The organism is Streptomyces sp. URMC 129 (assembly GCF_051386415.1).
Lineage (GTDB): Bacteria > Actinomycetota > Actinomycetes > Streptomycetales > Streptomycetaceae > Streptomyces.
The window spans coordinates 1-15,471 of the sequence record NZ_JBPQTQ010000004.1; the positions used below are offsets into that span (position 1 = coordinate 1).

15 protein-coding genes are annotated in these 15,471 nt (G+C 73.1%); 10 read left to right on the top strand and 5 right to left on the bottom strand.

Features of this window, described 5'->3' with window-relative positions; translation table 11 throughout:
- On the bottom strand, positions 1–320 hold a 320-nt coding region (locus ACSNOC_RS01630), incomplete at its 3' end, for an LEPR-XLL domain-containing protein (RefSeq protein WP_436745362.1).
- Between ACSNOC_RS01630 and ACSNOC_RS01635 the strand changes: the two genes are divergently transcribed.
- The 3 genes from ACSNOC_RS01635 to ACSNOC_RS01645 are packed head-to-tail and all read left to right on the top strand — an operon-like array spanning position 214 to position 2,272.
- A complete protein-coding gene (locus ACSNOC_RS01635) occupies positions 214–798 on the top strand; it encodes an AIM24 family protein (RefSeq protein WP_436745363.1) in 585 nt (194 codons plus the stop codon). The genes ACSNOC_RS01630 and ACSNOC_RS01635 overlap by 107 nt on opposite strands.
- Positions 799–810: 12 nt before the next feature.
- On the top strand, positions 811–1,497 hold the full coding sequence (locus ACSNOC_RS01640) for an AIM24 family protein (protein WP_436745364.1): 687 nt from the start codon (positions 811–813) through the stop codon (positions 1,495–1,497).
- Positions 1,498–1,513: 16 nt separating this feature from the next.
- Positions 1,514–2,272 carry an AIM24 family protein gene (locus ACSNOC_RS01645; RefSeq protein ID WP_436745365.1) on the top strand — a complete coding sequence of 253 codons (759 nt, stop codon included), beginning with the start codon at positions 1,514–1,516 and terminating at the stop codon, positions 2,270–2,272.
- A gap of 48 nt (positions 2,273–2,320) precedes the next feature.
- Here the strand turns inward: ACSNOC_RS01645 and ACSNOC_RS01650 are convergent, their stop codons facing one another.
- Positions 2,321–2,845 carry an NUDIX hydrolase gene (locus ACSNOC_RS01650; protein ID WP_436745366.1) on the bottom strand — a complete coding sequence of 175 codons (525 nt, stop codon included), beginning with the start codon at positions 2,843–2,845 and terminating at the stop codon, positions 2,321–2,323.
- The gene (locus ACSNOC_RS01655) at positions 2,842–4,284 is read right to left on the bottom strand and encodes a zinc-dependent metalloprotease (RefSeq protein ID WP_436745367.1); all 1,443 of its coding nucleotides are present in this window, start codon (positions 4,282–4,284) and stop codon (positions 2,842–2,844) included. The genes ACSNOC_RS01650 and ACSNOC_RS01655 overlap by 4 nt, the downstream gene beginning before the upstream one ends.
- A gap of 134 nt (positions 4,285–4,418) precedes the next feature.
- On the opposite strand from ACSNOC_RS01655, the gene ACSNOC_RS01660 reads away from it, so the two are divergent.
- The 4 genes from ACSNOC_RS01660 to ACSNOC_RS01675 all read left to right on the top strand — a co-directional run bounded on the left by ACSNOC_RS01660 (position 4,419) and on the right by ACSNOC_RS01675 (position 7,556).
- Positions 4,419–5,579, top strand: a complete 1,161-nt coding sequence (locus ACSNOC_RS01660; protein WP_436745368.1) for an NAD-dependent epimerase/dehydratase family protein — start codon at positions 4,419–4,421, stop codon at positions 5,577–5,579.
- Between the two features lie 14 nt (positions 5,580–5,593).
- A complete protein-coding gene (locus ACSNOC_RS01665; RefSeq protein WP_436745369.1) occupies positions 5,594–6,031 on the top strand; it encodes a molybdenum cofactor biosynthesis protein MoaE in 438 nt (145 codons plus the stop codon).
- Positions 6,032–6,265: 234 nt separating this feature from the next.
- Entirely contained in the window at positions 6,266–6,439 is a 174-nt protein-coding gene (locus tag ACSNOC_RS01670) for a hypothetical protein (RefSeq protein ID WP_436745370.1), read from the top strand.
- 25 nt (positions 6,440–6,464) lie between these two features.
- Positions 6,465–7,556, top strand: a complete 1,092-nt coding sequence (locus ACSNOC_RS01675) for a YlbL family protein (RefSeq protein WP_436745371.1) — start codon at positions 6,465–6,467, stop codon at positions 7,554–7,556.
- A 16-nt stretch (positions 7,557–7,572) separates the two neighbouring features.
- Here the strand turns inward: ACSNOC_RS01675 and ACSNOC_RS01680 are convergent, their stop codons facing one another.
- A complete protein-coding gene (locus ACSNOC_RS01680; protein ID WP_436745372.1) occupies positions 7,573–8,127 on the bottom strand; it encodes a PPA1309 family protein in 555 nt (184 codons plus the stop codon).
- 136 nt (positions 8,128–8,263) lie between these two features.
- On the opposite strand from ACSNOC_RS01680, the gene ACSNOC_RS01685 reads away from it, so the two are divergent.
- Positions 8,264–11,215 carry a UPF0182 family membrane protein gene (locus ACSNOC_RS01685; RefSeq protein ID WP_436745462.1) on the top strand — a complete coding sequence of 984 codons (2,952 nt, stop codon included), beginning with the start codon at positions 8,264–8,266 and terminating at the stop codon, positions 11,213–11,215.
- Between the two features lie 309 nt (positions 11,216–11,524).
- A complete protein-coding gene (locus ACSNOC_RS01690) occupies positions 11,525–13,159 on the top strand; it encodes a tetratricopeptide repeat protein (RefSeq protein ID WP_436745373.1) in 1,635 nt (544 codons plus the stop codon).
- Here ACSNOC_RS01690 and ACSNOC_RS01695 read toward each other — a convergent pair.
- Positions 13,149–13,802, bottom strand: coding sequence for an SACE_7040 family transcriptional regulator (locus ACSNOC_RS01695; protein WP_436745374.1), 654 nt, complete (start codon positions 13,800–13,802; stop codon positions 13,149–13,151). The genes ACSNOC_RS01690 and ACSNOC_RS01695 overlap by 11 nt on opposite strands.
- A gap of 48 nt (positions 13,803–13,850) precedes the next feature.
- Between ACSNOC_RS01695 and ACSNOC_RS01700 the strand changes: the two genes are divergently transcribed.
- Positions 13,851–15,464 carry a carboxyl transferase domain-containing protein gene (locus ACSNOC_RS01700; RefSeq protein WP_436745375.1) on the top strand — a complete coding sequence of 538 codons (1,614 nt, stop codon included), beginning with the start codon at positions 13,851–13,853 and terminating at the stop codon, positions 15,462–15,464.
- The last annotated feature ends 7 nt before the right edge of the window (positions 15,465–15,471 follow it).

Consider the following 15,471-nt stretch of genomic DNA (forward strand, 5'->3'; position numbering starts at 1 on the left):
GCCCGTACGGCGCCCGCCCCCGCGCCGTACGGGCAGCCGCCCGTCCCGCCGCAGCAGGCGTTCCCGCCCGGCGCCCCCGTGCCCGGGCCCGGCGCGCCGCCGCAGCCAGGACTCCAGCAGCCCGCCGCCCCCGCCGGCGGCATGGGCGCCGTGCTCAGCAAGTACCGGGGCTCCGCCGAGCGGCAGCGCTGGAGCCTGCAGAACCCGCAGCTCGTGCGGGCCGACCTCGGCCTCGACGGCCGACCGGTCCTCGCCCGCCAGGGCAGCATGGTTCTGTACCAGGGCGATGTGGACTTCGGCTTCAAGGGCGCCGGCCTCATGAACCGGGTCAAGAGCAAGCTCACCGGCGAGGGCCTGCCCTCCCTCATGCGCTGCACCGGCAGCGGCCAGGTCTACCTGGCGGAGCAGGCCACCCGCCTCCACCCCGTCGAGCTCCAGGGCGACGCCCTGTGCGTCTCCGCCCAGCGCGTGCTCGCCTTCGACGAGTCCCTGGAGTTCGACGTGCGCCGCATCGAGGGCCACGGCCTGCCGGGCGGGGTGCTGTTCGCCATGGAGTTCCGCGGCCACGGCACCCTGGTGCTCACCACCAGGGGCGAGCCGCTCGTCCTGCCGGTCACTCCCATGACCTTCGCCGACGCCAACGCCGTGATCGCCTGGTCCTCCGCGGCCCAGGTGCTCGTCGCCAACCAGGTGCGGCTGCGCCGGCACGCCTATCCGGGCCACACCGGCGAGACCACCCAGCTCCAGTTCCGCGGCGCCCCGGGGAACTTCGCGATCGTCCAGCCCTACGAGATCTGACGGGAGCCCGTGATGGATCAGCGCATGATCGCCGGGTACGCCCCGGCCGCCCCCACCGCCCGCATGGAGAACCACGGCCCGGCCATGGCCAGGGTCACCATGCAGACCGGCAACGACCTGTTCGCCAGGGCCGGTTCGATGATCGCCTACGAGGGCTACGTCCAGTACGAGTCGAACCCGTCGGCGCTGCGGCAGGCCTTCGCCGGCCGCATGACCGGCGAGAGCGTCCCGCTGATGCGCTGCCACGGCGACGGCCTGCTCTACCTCGCCGACTACGGCGCCGACGTGGTGTGCCTCCCCCTGGCCAACGAGAACATCTCGGTCAACGCCACCAACGTCCTCGCCTTCGACGCCCACCTCGAATGGGGCGTGCAGCGGGTGAAGGGCATAGCCAAGTTCGCCGGGCAGGGCCTGTTCAACCTCGGGATCTCCGGCACCGGCTGGGTCGCCATCACCAGCCGCGGGATGCCCATCGTCGTGGACTGCGCGCAGTCCGGTGAGACCTGCGTCGACCCGGACGCCCTGGTCGCCTGGTCCACCGGCCTGCGCGTCGAGGGCAAGCGCAGCTTCAAGGCGTCCTCGCTGGTCGGCCGCGGCAGCGGCGAGGCGTTCCAACTGGCCTTCTCGGGCCAGGGTTTTGTGATCGTGCAGCCGAGCGAGGACAGCACCGACCGGCTCACTCAGGGCCAGCAGAACTGACGGGGGAGTGCCGGGCATGCAGAGTCCCATCTTCAACAACACCGTGAACCAGTCCCAGGACCGGTTCGCCCCCCAGGGCGAGCACATGCTGCGGGTGAATCTCAGCCGCGGCGAGGACGTGGTCGCCCGGGCGGGCAGCATGGTCGCCTTCGAGGGCATGGTCGAGTTCGACGGCGAGTACCAGCCGCCCGGGCAGCGCCGCCGCCAGCGCATGGCCGGCGAGGTGCTGCCGCTGATGCGCTGCTTCGGCCAGGGCTCGATCTACTTCGCCAACCTCGCGCAGAACGTGCACGTCCTCGACGTCGACCACGAGGGCCTGACCGTGGACAGCTCCTATGTCCTCGCCCTCGACGCCCACCTGCACTGGGACGTCGTCTCCGTCGAGAGCCAGTACGGCATCCCCGGCGTGGGCGCGTACAACCTCAACATCAGCGGACAGGGCAAGGTCGCCATCACCACCTCCGGGCGCCCGCTGGCGATGCGGGTCACCCCCGACCGGTACTGCAACGCGGACGCGGACGCCGTGGTGGCCTGGTCCTCCTCGCTCCGGGTGCAGATGCAGGCCCAGACCAGCAGCAAGCCGATCTGGCGCCGCCGCGGCAACACGGGCGAGGGCTGGGAGCTGAGCTTCATGGGCGACGGGCACGTCGTCGTGCAGCCCAGCGAGATGCTGCCGCCCACCCTGACCGCCGCGGGCGACCTGCTGCGCGCGCAGCTCCGCCCCGGGCAGGGCGCGCCCGGCCTCGGCCAGGGCGGCGCCTGGGGCCCGAGGTAACGCGGGCGCGGACGCGGCGGGCGCGTCCGCGAGCCCGCGGCGCGCGGCTCAGAGCAGCGCGCGGGTGCGGGTCAGGAGGCGGACCACCGACGGGTCCGCCACGTCCGCCACCTCGTCGAAGGCGAACCAGCGCAGGTCGAGCGACTCGTCGCTGATCGCCTCCGTCGCGCCGGGCGGCGCCAGCGCGGCGTACTGGACGTCCAGATGCGTCGCGCACGGCGTGCGGTGCCGGTCCAGCGCCACGGGCCGCGGCAGCAGCCGCAGCCCCTCGATGCCCGACTCCTCGGTGGCCTCGCGCAGCGCCGCCCCGGCCAGCGACGTGTCCGGGGGCTCGCAGTGCCCGCCGGTCTGGAGCCACTTGCCCAGCTTCGCGTGCAGGGTCAGCAGCACCCGGCCGCCCACCGGGTCCACCACGATCGCGCTGGCCGTGATGTGCCCGGCCGCGCACGCCTTCCACATTCCGTCCGGGTACGCGGCGAGATGGGCCTCGTACGCCCGCCGCAGCTCGTCCTGCGCGGCGTCGGGCGCCGTCCACTCCCGCAGCACCCGCGCCGCGTCCCCGTGCAGGCTCACGTGCCGTCCCGGCCGCCCTCGGCGCCGGGCCCGTCCTCGTCCTTGTCGTCCTTGTCGTCCTTCTTCCGGTCCTCCTCCTGGTCCTTCTCGCTCTCCGGGTCGCGCTTCCCGTCCCGCTCGTCGCCGTCGAGCATCCGGTCCAGCTCCGAGAAGTCGAGCTGCTCGCGGTGGACGAAGCCGTCCGGGTCGTCCAGGTCGTCCGCGGTCGGCAGCATGTCCGGGTGCGCCCACAGCGCGTCCCGCCCCTGCGTGCCGCGCGCGTCCGTCAGCGACGCCCACAGCCGCGCCGCGTCCCGCAGTCGCCGGGGCCGCAGCTCCAGCCCGATCAGCGTGGCGAACGTCTGCTCGGCGGGCCCGCCCGTCGCCCGGCGCCGCCGCAGCGTCTCCCGCAGCGCGGAGGCCGACGGCAGGTGCGGCTCGGCCGCGGCGTGCACCACCGCGTCCACCCAGCCCTCCACCAGCGCCAGCGCCGTCTCCAGCCGGGCCAGCGCCGCCTTCTGCTGCGGCGTGTCCTCCGGCTGGAACAGCCCCTGCTGGAGCTTCTCCTGCAACTCCTCGGGCCGTGTCGGGTCGAGCTGTCCGACCAGGTCCTCCAGCTTCGCGGTGTCCACCTGGATGCCCCGCGCGTACCCGTCGACCGCGCCGAACAGATGCGACCGCAGCCACGGCACGTGCGCGAACAGCCGCTGGTGCGCGGCCTCGCGCAGTGCCAAGTACAGCCGCACCTCCTCCTGCGGGATGCCCAGGCCCGCGCCGAACGCCGTCACGTTCTGCGGCAGCAGCGCCGCCTTGCCCGCCGGGCCCAGCGGCAGCCCCACGTCCGTCGAGCCCACGACCTCGCCCGCGAGCACGCCCACGGCCTGCCCGATCTGCGTGCCGAACATGGCGCCGCCCATCGAGCGCATCATGCCCAGCAGCGGCCCGGCCATGGCCTGCATCTCCTCGGGCAGCACGTTCCCCATCGCCGCCCCGACCCGCTCGGCCACCGGGTCGACCAGCTCGCGCCACACCGGCAGCGTCGCCTCCACCCACTCGGCGCGGCTCCACGCCACCGCCGTGCCCGCGCCCGACGGCAGGGAGGTCACACCGTCCAGCCACAGGTCGGCCAGCCGGACGGCCTCCTCGACCTGCGAGCGGTCGTGCGCCCCCACGCTGGCGTCCCGCGAACCGTCCTGCGCGCCCTGCGCGACCGTCTGCCGGGCCACCGTCCTGGCCAGGTCCCAGTTCACCGGGCCGCCCTCGTACGACAGCATCTGCCCGAGCTGCTGGAACGCGGCGCCCAGATCCTTCGGGTTCATCCCGCCGGGGCCGCCCGCGCCGAAGCCGAACATGGCGGCCAGCGGGTTGTCCACCGGGCCCTGACCGCCGTCCCTCTTCTCGCCGGATTCGCCGTCGTCCGGCTCCTCCGGGATGCCGAATCCGAATGGGAAGTCACTCACGGGAATCCTCGGGTGTGTGTCGTCGGACGGAACCAACGTGCCTGCGAATCGCTGGTCTGTGCCTCCAGCCTAGACACCTCTCAGGCAGGATGGGCCTGCGCACGTCGTACCGAAACAACCGCTGGAGAGGTCTTGTGAGTTCCCCGGAGCCAGCCGTTCGCGCAGCGCGAAACGGCCCCGGCGCCCCGCTGACCGTCGCGGTCACCGGAGCGGCGTCGGGCGTCGGAGCACTGCTCATCGAGCGGCTGCTTGCCGCCGCCGACGTCAAACGGGTCCTCGCCCTCGACGAGCGCCTCGGCGACGTCAAGGGCGCCGAGTGGCACACGCTCGACGTCCGCGACCCGGCCATCGCCGATCTGCTCCGCACCGCGGGTGCCGCCCGCGACGCCACCGCGCTCGACGGCCGCGACCGCGAGACGGCCGGACCGGTCGACGTCGTGGTCCACCTGGCGCTCGACCTGGACCTGGAGGCCGACCCCGCGGCCCGCACCGCGTACAACGTGCGCGGCGCCCAGACCGTCCTGACCGCCGCCGCCGCGGCGGGCGTCCGCCGGGTCGTGCTGTGCACCTCCGCCATGGTCTACGGCGCGCTGCCGGACAACGCCGTGCCGCTCGCCGAGGACGCCGAGCTGCGCGCCACCGCCGACGCCACGTGCATGGGCGACCTGCTGGAGATCGAACGCCTCGCCCGCCGCGCGCCGCGCGTCCACCCGGGCCTGAACGTCACGGTGCTGCGCCCGGCCATCCTGGTCGGCGGCACCGACACCGCGCTCACCCGGTACTTCGAGTCGCCGCGGCTGCTGGTGGTCGCCGGTTCCCGGCCGCGGTGGCAGTTCTGCCACGTCGAAGACCTGGTCAGCGCCCTGGAGTTCGCCGCGCTGGAACTCGTCGAGGGCGAGCTGGCCGTGGGCTGCGACGGCTGGCTGGAGCAGGAGGAGGTCGAGGAACTGTCCGGCATCCGCCGCATGGAGCTGCCGTCCTCCGTCGCGCTGGGCGCCGCGACCCGGCTGCACCGGCTCGGCCTCACCCCGTCCCCGGCGGGCGACCTCGCGTACACGATGCACCCGTGGGTCGTCAGCGGCAGCAAGCTGTACGAGGCGGGCTGGCGACCGCGCTGGAGCAACGAGGAGGTGCTGGCCGAGCTGCTCGCCGAGGTCGCCGGGCGGCACACCGTCGCCGGTCGCCGCCTCGGCCGCAAGGACGCGGCCACGACCCTGGGCGCGGCGGGCGCGACCGTCGCCCTCGTCGGCACCGCCGCGCTGGTCCGCCGTGCCCGCCGGACGCGGCGGCGATGAGGGAGGATGGGCGCATGACGACCGATCCCATCCGGCTCCTGGCGATCCGCGACACGCCGCTCTCGGTGGACGAGGTCTTCGCGGCCGTGGGCGACGCGTCGGCGGGCGGCACGGCGCTGTTCGTCGGCACCGTCCGGGACCACGACGGGCACGCGGACGGCGCGGCCGTCACCGCGCTGGCCTATTCGGCGCACCCCGGTGCGGAGGCCGAGCTGCGGCGGGTGGCCGAGGCGGTCGCGAAGGACTTCCCGGTGATCGCGCTGGCCGCCGTGCACCGCGTCGGGGAGCTGGCCATCGGCGACCTGGCGGTGGTGGTCGCGGTCTCCTGCGCCCACCGGGGCGAAGCCTTCGAAGCCACCCGCCGCCTGATCGACGACCTGAAACACCAGGTCCCGATCTGGAAACACCAAACCTTCGCCGACGGCACCACCGAATGGGTGGGGGCTTGCTGACGGCCTCAGACACCCGAGGTGGGGGTGCCCCCGGACGGAGTCTGGGGGAGGGTGGGCGCTTGCTGACGGGCCCGGCCTCCGACGTGGGGGCGGCGGGTCTCGCTGTTCGCTGATTGGTCGCCGCCGATCGTGGTATCCGCAGGAAAAAGTTCGTCCGGACGGGCACTACTCCGGTTGCGCGGTGCGTTGCACCGGCGGAGCGTTGGAGTACGTCGCCGAGGTGGGAGGTAGGTCATGTCGGTTCTCGTATGGCTGTTGATCCCCGTCGCCGGGGCTGTGGTGGCCGGGGTGTGGAGCATGTGGGCCACCCGACGCGGCTCCCATGGGGGTGGGGTCGCGGACGCCGCGGGCGTGCGTGGGTACGAGGCGTTCCGGGCCGCGATGGAGCGGGCCCCGGCGGACGGCTGACAGTGCGGTCACGTACTGTCAAGGCATGCCACGCCGGACCGCGACGCTGCTGACGTCGACTCTGCTGCTCATAGGTCTGCTCTGCGCCGGAGTTCTCATCGAGGTGCCGTACGCGGAGATGTCTCCCGGCCCCACGGTGAACACGCTGGGGGAGCACGACGGCGAGCCCGTGCTGAACATCGAGGGCGCGCAGACCTATGAGACGTCCGGGCACCTCAACATGACGACCGTGCGCGTCACCGGGGTGAGTTACCGGATGAACCTGCTGGAGGCCGTCGCCGGCTGGCTGTCCGACGACCACGCCGTGGTGCCGCACGAGACGCTGTACCCGGAGAACGTCTCGGCCGACGAGGTGCGGCAGCAGAACGCCGAGGAGTTCAGCCGGTCGCAGGAGACCGCCAAGGTCGCCGCCCTGCGCGAGCTGGAGTACGAGGTCGGGGAGCAGACGATCGTCGCCGCCGTGGTCAAGGACAGCCCGGCCGAGGGCCGGCTGCACGCCGGCGACGCGATCGTCGCCGTGGACGGCACGAAGGTCTCCGAGCCCGGCCAGGTCGCCGAGCTGGTGACCGAGCACGAGCCGGGCGAGGAGACCGTCTTCACGATCGTCCCCGCCGAGCAGGTGCAGGCGGCGCAGGAGGCGGGCGAGGACCTGCCGTCGGACACCGAGGACGTCGTCATCACCACGGCCGAGGCGCCCGACGACCAGCGGGCCATCGTCGGGATACAGGCCGGGGTCAGCCACACGTTCCCGTTCCGGATAGACATCGAGCTGGCCGACGTCGGCGGCCCGAGCGCCGGTCTGATGTTCGCTCTGGGGCTGGTGGACAAGCTGGGGCCGGAGGACCTGACCGGCGGCGCCTTCGTGGCGGGCACCGGCACCATCGACGCCGACGGGGCGGTCGGTCCCATCGGCGGCGTGACGATGAAGACGATCGCGGCCAGGGAGGCCGGCGCGGAGTTCTTCCTGACGCCCGAGGAGAACTGCGCGACGGCGGCCGAGAGCGTGCCCGACGGGCTGACCCTGGTCCGGGTCGGCTCGCTGGACGACGCCCTGGCCGCGCTCGCCGACATCCGCGCGGAGAACCTGGACGAGCTGACGCTGTGCGAGACGGAGTGACCGCGCGGCCGGGCGGCTACCCCTCGAACGTCGCGGCGAGCGCGTCGGCCAGGCCGGGCACGAGCCCGGCGCCGGTCAGCACCTCGGTCGCCGCGTCCTTCTCCCGCAGCCGGATGGCCGACTCGCGCTGACCGTCCCGCAGCACCGCCACGGTCATCCGCACCTCCTGCCGCTCCGGGTGCTCCGCGACCCACGTGGCCAGCTCGGGCCCGGGCAGGCCCTCGGGGATGGCGGCCTCGGCCGACGGCGGCAGTATCACGCGCTCCACGGTCAGGGCGCAGCCCGCCACCGCGTCCGGCCAGGCGATCGTCGCGAGGAACTCGTCGAGGGGCAGTCCGTCGGGCAGCTCGTCCTGCTCCACGGGGGTCAGGCCGCTGTCGCCCTGGATGTCGAGCTGCTCGGCCAGGCCCGGCTCCTCGGCGCGCAGCCGCGCCGTGTCGACCAGGGCGAAGAGCTGCGCCGGGCGGTCCCAGCCCAGCCCGGCGGCGTATTCGTCGATGTCGAGCACGGCCCTGGTCAGTGGCGCGGCGGCCGTCCGCGCGAGGTCGGGTACGTCGGGAGTGTTGTCCATGGGCATATCGTGCCGTCTCATACCCCGAAAACGGGAACCGAGTAAAGCTTGAGTAAGTTAGGCGAGTGGGCCGATTCCTGGCCTGCTTGCCTTCGAACACTGCCGAATCGTTGAGGTGCGCGCGTTGGCTTTCCAGATGCCGGACCGGGGCTCGGGCCGCCCCCATGGTCCGAACGGGCCAAGAGGTCCCAGAGGTCCGGGCGGGCCGCGGTTCAGTGTCGGACGCCCGCCGAGAGGTGCCAAGTCCCTGTTGATCACGGCGGCGATTCTGGCCGGACTGGCCATTCTCTTCGCGATGTTCGCCGGTTTCTGGACGGACTGGCTCTGGTATCGCTCGGTCGATTACACGAGCGTGTACCGGACGGAGCTGGTGACGCGCGCGACGATGTTCGCCGTGTTCGGCGCCGTGATGACGTTCGCCATCGGGTTCAACATCTGGCTGGCCCACCGGCTGCGCCCGCCGCTGAGCGCCATGTCGATGGAGCAGCAGAATCTCGACCGGTACCGGATGAGCATCGCGCCGTACAAGCGGTGGGTGCTGCTGGGCATCTCGCTCCTGATCGGCCTGATCGCGGGCGGATCGGCCGCCGGCCAGTGGCGCACGTGGCTGGCGTGGGTGAACGGGACGTCGTTCGGGGTGGAGGACCCGCAGTTCGGGATGGACGTCGGGTTCTTCTCGTTCGACTATCCGTTCTACCGCTTCCTGCTCGGCTTCGGCTTCGCCGTCGTCGTCCTGTCCACGCTGGCCGCCGCGCTGACGCACTACCTGTACGGCGGCATCCGGCTGACCACGCCCGGCAGCCGCATCACGCAGTCGGCCACCGGGCATCTGTCGGTGCTGCTCGGCCTGTTCGTGGCGCTGAAGGCCGTGGCGTACTGGTTCGACCGGTACGGTCTGGCGCTCAAGAGCGGCGACTTCCGCAACGCCGAGGGCTGGACCGGCCTGCGGTACGTCGACGCGAACGCCTATCTGCCGGCCAAGACGATCCTGACGATCATCGCGGCGATCTGCGCCGTGCTGTTCTTCGCCACGCTCTGGCGGCGCGGCTGGCAGCTCCCGGTGATCGGGCTCGGCCTCATGGTGCTCTCGGCGGTGCTCATCGGCGGCGTCTACCCGGCGCTGGTGCAGCAGTTCCAGGTCCGGCCGAACGAGCAGGCCAAGGAGACCGAGTACATCCAGAAGCACATGGAGGCCACGAAAGAGGCGTACGACATCGCGGACGCCCAGATCGAGGACTATTCCGGCACCAGCGAGGCGGAGCCGGAAACCCTGCGCGACGCCGTGTCCACCACGGCCAGCATCCGGCTGCTGGACCCGAGCGTCGTCTCGCCCGCGTTCCAGCAGATCCAGCAGGTGCGCGGGTACTACCAGTTCCCCGCCGCGCTGGACGTCGACCGGTACCCGACGGAGAACGGCGACCAGGACACCGTGGTCGGCCTCCGGGAGATGAACGTCAACCAGATCCCCGAGCGGAACTGGATCAACGAGCACTTCCGCTACACGCACGGCTTCGGCATGGTCGCCGCCAGCGGCACCGAGGTGGAGGACGGCCAGCCGCTCTTCACCGAGCGGGACCTGCCGCCCACGGGCGAGCTGGGCGAGTACGAGCCGCGGATCTACTTCGGCGAGTACACCACGCAGTACTCGATCGTCGGCGGCCCGCAGCAGGAGATCGACTACGCGGGCGAGGACGGCGAGGTCGAGTACAGCTACCAGGGCGACTCCGGGGTCAGCCTGGGGAACTGGTTCAACCGCGCCGCCTACGCGCTGACGATGGGCGAGCCGCAGATCCTCTACTCCGGGGCGATCGGCGGCGACTCGCGCATCCTGTACAACCGCACGCCCAAGGAGCGCGTCGAGGCGGTGGCCCCCTGGCTGACCATCGACGGCGACCCGTATCCGGCGGTGGTGGACGGCAGGATCCTGTGGATCGTGGACGCCTACACCACGACCAACGGCTATCCGTACTCGGCGCGGACCACGCTGGGCGACGTCACCGAGACGTCCCTGACGGAGACCCAGGGCGAGGTCATCGCCCAGGAGAACCGGGTCAACTACATCCGGAACTCGGTGAAGGCCACCGTCGACGCCTACTCGGGCGAGATCGTGCTGTACGAGTGGGACGAGGAAGACCCGGTGCTGCAGACCTGGCGGTCGGCCTTCCCGGACGTGGTCCAGGACAAGGACCAGATCAGCGACGAGCTGATGGACCATCTGCGGTACCCGCAGGACCTGTTCAAGGTCCAGCGTGATCTGCTCCAGCGGTACCACGTGGACAACGCGGCGCAGTTCTACAGCGGTTCGGAGCGCTGGGAGGTGCCGGACGACCCGACCCACCAGGGCCAGACCGTCCCGCCGTACTACCTCAGCATGAAGATGCCGGATCAGGAGGAGCAGGTCTTCTCGCTGACGACGACGTTCACGCCGCTCGGCCGGGACACGCTGTCCGCGTACATGGCGGTCGAGGCGGACGCCAGAAGCGAGGACTACGGCACGATGCGGATCCTCACCCTGCCGTCCACCACGACGGTGTGGGGTCCCCAGCAGGTGCAGAGCCGGTTCAACTCCGATCCCGACATCGCCGAGTCGATCAACCTGCTGAGACGCGGGGACTCCGAGGTCGAGTACGGCAACCTGCTGACGGTCCCGCTGGAGGGCGGCCTGCTGTACGTCGAGCCGGTCTACGTCCGCGGCGCCGGCCAGGACTATCCGCTGCTGCAACGGGTGCTCGTCGCCTACGGCGAGACGATCGTCTTCGAGGAGTCGCTCGACGAGGCCCTCGACGCGGTCTTCGAGGTGCCCGAGTCCGGCGAGGACACGGGCGAGGAGGACCCGCCGCCGCCGGACGAGGGCGAGGAACCGCCACCGGCGGGCGACGCCACGCTCGAAGCGGCCGTGCGCGACGCGCAGGAGGCGTGGCAGGACGGTCAGGACGCCCTCGCCGAGGGCGACTGGCAGGCGTACGGCGACGCCCAGGCGCGGCTGGAGGAGGCGCTCAACCGGCTGTCCGAGCTGGAGGACGGCGGGGACGGCGGCGATGGCGGTGACGGTGGCGACGGTGGCGACGGAGGTGACGGCGGCGCCTAGCGTCCCCAAGCCCCGTCCGTCAGCACGGTGATGACGAGGGGTCCGCGAGTCCGGGTGACTCGCGGACCCCTCGTCCCATTTCGTCAACCTTGGGCATCTGTTCGGCATTTGCGCAGAAGTGGGCGCTGACCTGCTGTGATGCGACGCCGCGTCAGGGCGCTTCCCGGATCCGGCCGGAAGCCGGTCGACGGCCGCCGGAACTGTGTTTGGATGTATCCATATCGGGAAGTCGACAAACCGCTGAAGTTACTTCACGGGCTGCGGTATACCAGGTGTACGCAGGTTTCAGGTGGTGCCACTATGGACCTTATGGGGGACATGGCAAGGTTCGAGAGCAGCCATGCGGCCGCGCGGGAGGGTGCGCGGCTGCTGCGTCTTGGCGACTTGGACCGTGCCGAGGCGCCGCTGCGCGCCGCCGCGGCCGACGGTGAGCGGTCGGCCGCCAACAACCTGGGCGTTCTCCTCCACCAGTCGGGCCGGATCGACGAGGCCGCCGAGTGGTGGCGGATCGCCGCGGTCGCGGGTTCCGCCGCCGCGGCGCACGCCCTGGGCCGGCATCACCGCGAGCGCGGTGACGAGGTCGCCGCCGAGTACTGGCTGCGGCAGGCCGCCGAGTCGGGCCACCCCTCCGGCGCCTACGCCCTCGCCGACCTGCTCGACCACCGCGGCGCCCCCGGCGCCGCGGCGTGGTTCCGCGCGGCGGCCGAGCGCGGTCACCGCGAGGCGGCGTACCGGTACGGCTGCCTGACCGCCGAGCAGGACGTCGCCGCGGCCGAGCCGTGGTTCCACCAGGCGGCGGCCCGCGGCCACCGGCGCGCCGCGCTGCGGCTGGGCGCGCTGCTGGAGGAGCGCGGCGAGACGACCGAGGCGGGCCGCTGGTACCTGGACGCCGCCGAGGCGGGCGAGGCGCGTGCCGCCAGCGCGCTCGGCTTCCTGCTGCGCGACGCGGGCGACGAGGCCGGTGCCGAGCGGTGGTGGCGCCGGGCGGCCCGGGACGGCGACGGCCCGGCGGCCAACGCGCTCGGCGCGCTGCACGCGCAGCGCGGCGAGCGGCAGGAGGCGCAGCGCTGGTACCGCGCGGCGGTGGACGCGGGCGACGTCAACGGCGCGTTCAACCTCGCGCTGCTCTGCTCCGCGCAGGGCCGCATGGCGCAGGCCGAGCAGTGGTACCGGCACGCGGCGTACGCCGGGCACCGGGAGGCGGCCAACGCGCTGGCCGTCCTGCTGCTCCAGCGCGGCGACGCGTCGGGGGCCGAGCCGTGGTTCCTGAAGGCCGCCGAGGCGGGCAGCGTGGACGCGGCGTTCAACCTGGGCATCCTGCACGCCGGGCGCGGTGAGGAGAAGCAGGCGCGGCACTGGTACGAGCAGGCCGCCGCCGCCGGGCACGCGGAGGCCGCGCTGCAGATCGCGGTCGGCCTGCTGCGGACCGGCGGGTCCGGGGCGGAGCAGGCGCGGGCCGAGGAGTGGCTGCGGCGGGCCGCCGAGGGCGGCAGCGTGGAGGGCGCGTTCCGGCTGGCCGTGCTGCTGGAGCGGCGCGGCGGCGCGGAGGCGGAGCACGAGGAGTGGTACGCCCGCGCGGCCGGCCAGGGGCACCGGCGCGCCCAGGTCCGCCTGGGCATGTGCGCGGCGGCGCGCGGCGACGTCGTCGAGGCGGCGCACTGGTACCGGGCGGCGGCCGAGGCGGGCAGCAGCAACGGGGCGTTCAACCTCGGGCTGCTGCTGGCGCGCGAGGGCAGCGAGCCGGAGGCGGCGCTGTGGTGGACCCGGGCGGCCGAGGCCGGTCACGGCCGGGCGGCGCTGCGGCTGGCGCTGCTGGCCTCGCGCCGGGGCGACCTGGCGGGCGGCGGCACGTGGTGCACCCGGGCGATGGAGCTGGGCCCGACGGAGGTCACCGAGCGCGCGGCCCGGCTCCGCGACGCGCTGCGCCAGGAGCTCACGGCCTAGGGCCGGGGTCCCCCGGCCGGTCCGGCTCGTCCGCCGGGCCGGCCGCCGCGGCGAAGGCGCCGCGGGCCATGCGGTGCAGCAGCGCGGCCGTCGCGGCCCGGTCGGGGAGCGAGCTGGGCCGGAAGAGGTGCGGCGTGGAGTTCAGCAGGCCGAAGACCGCGTGCACGCACGTGCGCGCCTGGTCCTCGGGCAGCCCGGTGTGCACCCTCCGCACCGCCGCCACCCACAGCTCCACGTACTGCCGCTGGAGCTGCCGCACCCGCTTCCGCTCGGCCTCGGGCAGCCGGTCGAGCTCCCGGTCGTGCAGCGTGATCAGCGCGCGGTCGTCCAGCGCGAAGTCGATGTGCCCGCCGATCAGGGAGTCCAACGCGGCCCCGGCGGGCAGCCCGGCCGCCGCGGCCTCCTCGACGCGGCGGCGCCCGCCGTCCAGGAGCCGGCTGCTGATCCCGACGAGCAGCTCGGTCAGCATCGCGTCCTTGCCGGTGAAGTGCCGGTAGAGCGCCGGGCCGCTGATCCCGACCGCGGCGCCTATCTCGTCCACGCCGACGCCGTGGAAGCCGCGTTCGGCGAAGAGCCGGGATGCCTCGCGGAGGATCTGCTCCCGGCGGGGCGAGGCGGGGCCGGCGGCCGAGGTGGTGGTCATGAGACCCCATTGTAGACACGGCGGTTAGCGAGCGTTAACCTGTGGGGCATGGGGCAGGCACCGACGCTGACCAGCACCGCCGATCCGGCGTCCGACACCTTCCGGGCCAACGAGGCCGCGCACCGCGAGCTGGCCGCCCGGCTGCGCGAGAAGCTCGCCGCCGCCCGCCTCGGCGGCGGCGAGCGCGCCCGCGCCCGGCACACCGCGCGCGGCAAGCTGCTGCCGCGCGACCGGGTGGACGCCCTCCTCGACCCCGGCTCCCCGTTCCTGGAGCTGGCGCCGCTCGCCGCCCACGGGATGTATGACGGCCAGGCCCCGGCCGCCGGGGTCATCGCCGGGATCGGCCGGGTGAGCGGGCGCGAGACGGTGATCGTGGCGAACGACGCGACCGTCAAGGGCGGCACGTATTACCCGATGACCGTCAAGAAGCATCTGCGCGCCCAGGAAGTCGCCCTGGAGAACCGGCTGCCCTGCCTCTACCTGGTCGACTCGGGCGGCGCGTTCCTCCCGCTCCAGGACGAGGTCTTCCCCGACCGCGAGCACTTCGGGCGCATCTTCTACAACCAGGCCCGGATGTCCGCCGCGGGCATTCCGCAGATCGCCGCCGTCCTCGGCTCCTGCACGGCGGGCGGCGCGTACGTGCCGGCGATGAGCGACGAGGCGGTCATCGTGCGCGGCCAGGGCACCATCTTCCTCGGCGGCCCGCCGCTGGTGAAGGCCGCCACCGGGGAGGTGGTCACCGCCGAGGAGCTGGGCGGCGGCGAGGTGCACGCCCGGGTCTCCGGCGTCACCGACCACCTCGCCGAGGACGACGCGCACGCCCTGCGCATCGTCCGCTCCATCGTCGCCACCCTGCCCGCGCGCGGGCCGCTGCCGTGGACCGTGCGCCCGGCCGAGGAGCCCGCGGTCGACCCGGCCGGGCTGTACGGCGTGGTCCCGGCCGACCCGCGGACCGCGTACGACGTGCGCGAGGTGATCGCCCGGCTGGTGGACGGCTCCCGCTTCCAGGAGTTCAAGGCCGAGTTCGGCACCACCCTGGTCACCGGCTTCGCCCGCCTGCACGGTCACCCGGTCGGGATCGTGGCGAACAACGGCATCCTGTTCTCCGAATCCGCCCAGAAGGGCGCGCACTTCGTCGAGCTGTGCGACCAGCGCGGCATCCCGCTGCTCTTCCTGCAGAACATCTCGGGGTTCATGGTCGGCCGCGCCTACGAGGCGGGCGGCATCGCCAAGCACGGCGCCAAGATGGTGACGGCCGTGGCCTGCGCCCGCGTGCCCAAGCTGACGGTCGTCGTCGGCGGCTCCTACGGCGCGGGCAACTACTCGATGTGCGGCCGGGCGTACTCGCCGCGGTTCCTGTGGATGTGGCCCAACGCCAAGATCTCCGTGATGGGCGGCGAGCAGGCCGCCGCCGTCCTCGCCACCGTCAAGCGCGACCAGCTCGCCGAGGGCGAGGAGTGGAGCGCGCAGGACGAGGAGGCGTTCAAGGCGCCGATCCGCGCCCGGTACGAGGAGCAGGGCAGCGCCTACTACGCGACGGCCCGCCTCTGGGACGACGGCGTGATCGACCCGCTGGAGACCCGCGCCGTGCTCGGCCTCGCCCTGACCGCCTGCGCCAACGCGCCGCTGCCCGCCACGAGTCACGGCGTCTTCCGGATGTGAGGGAGGG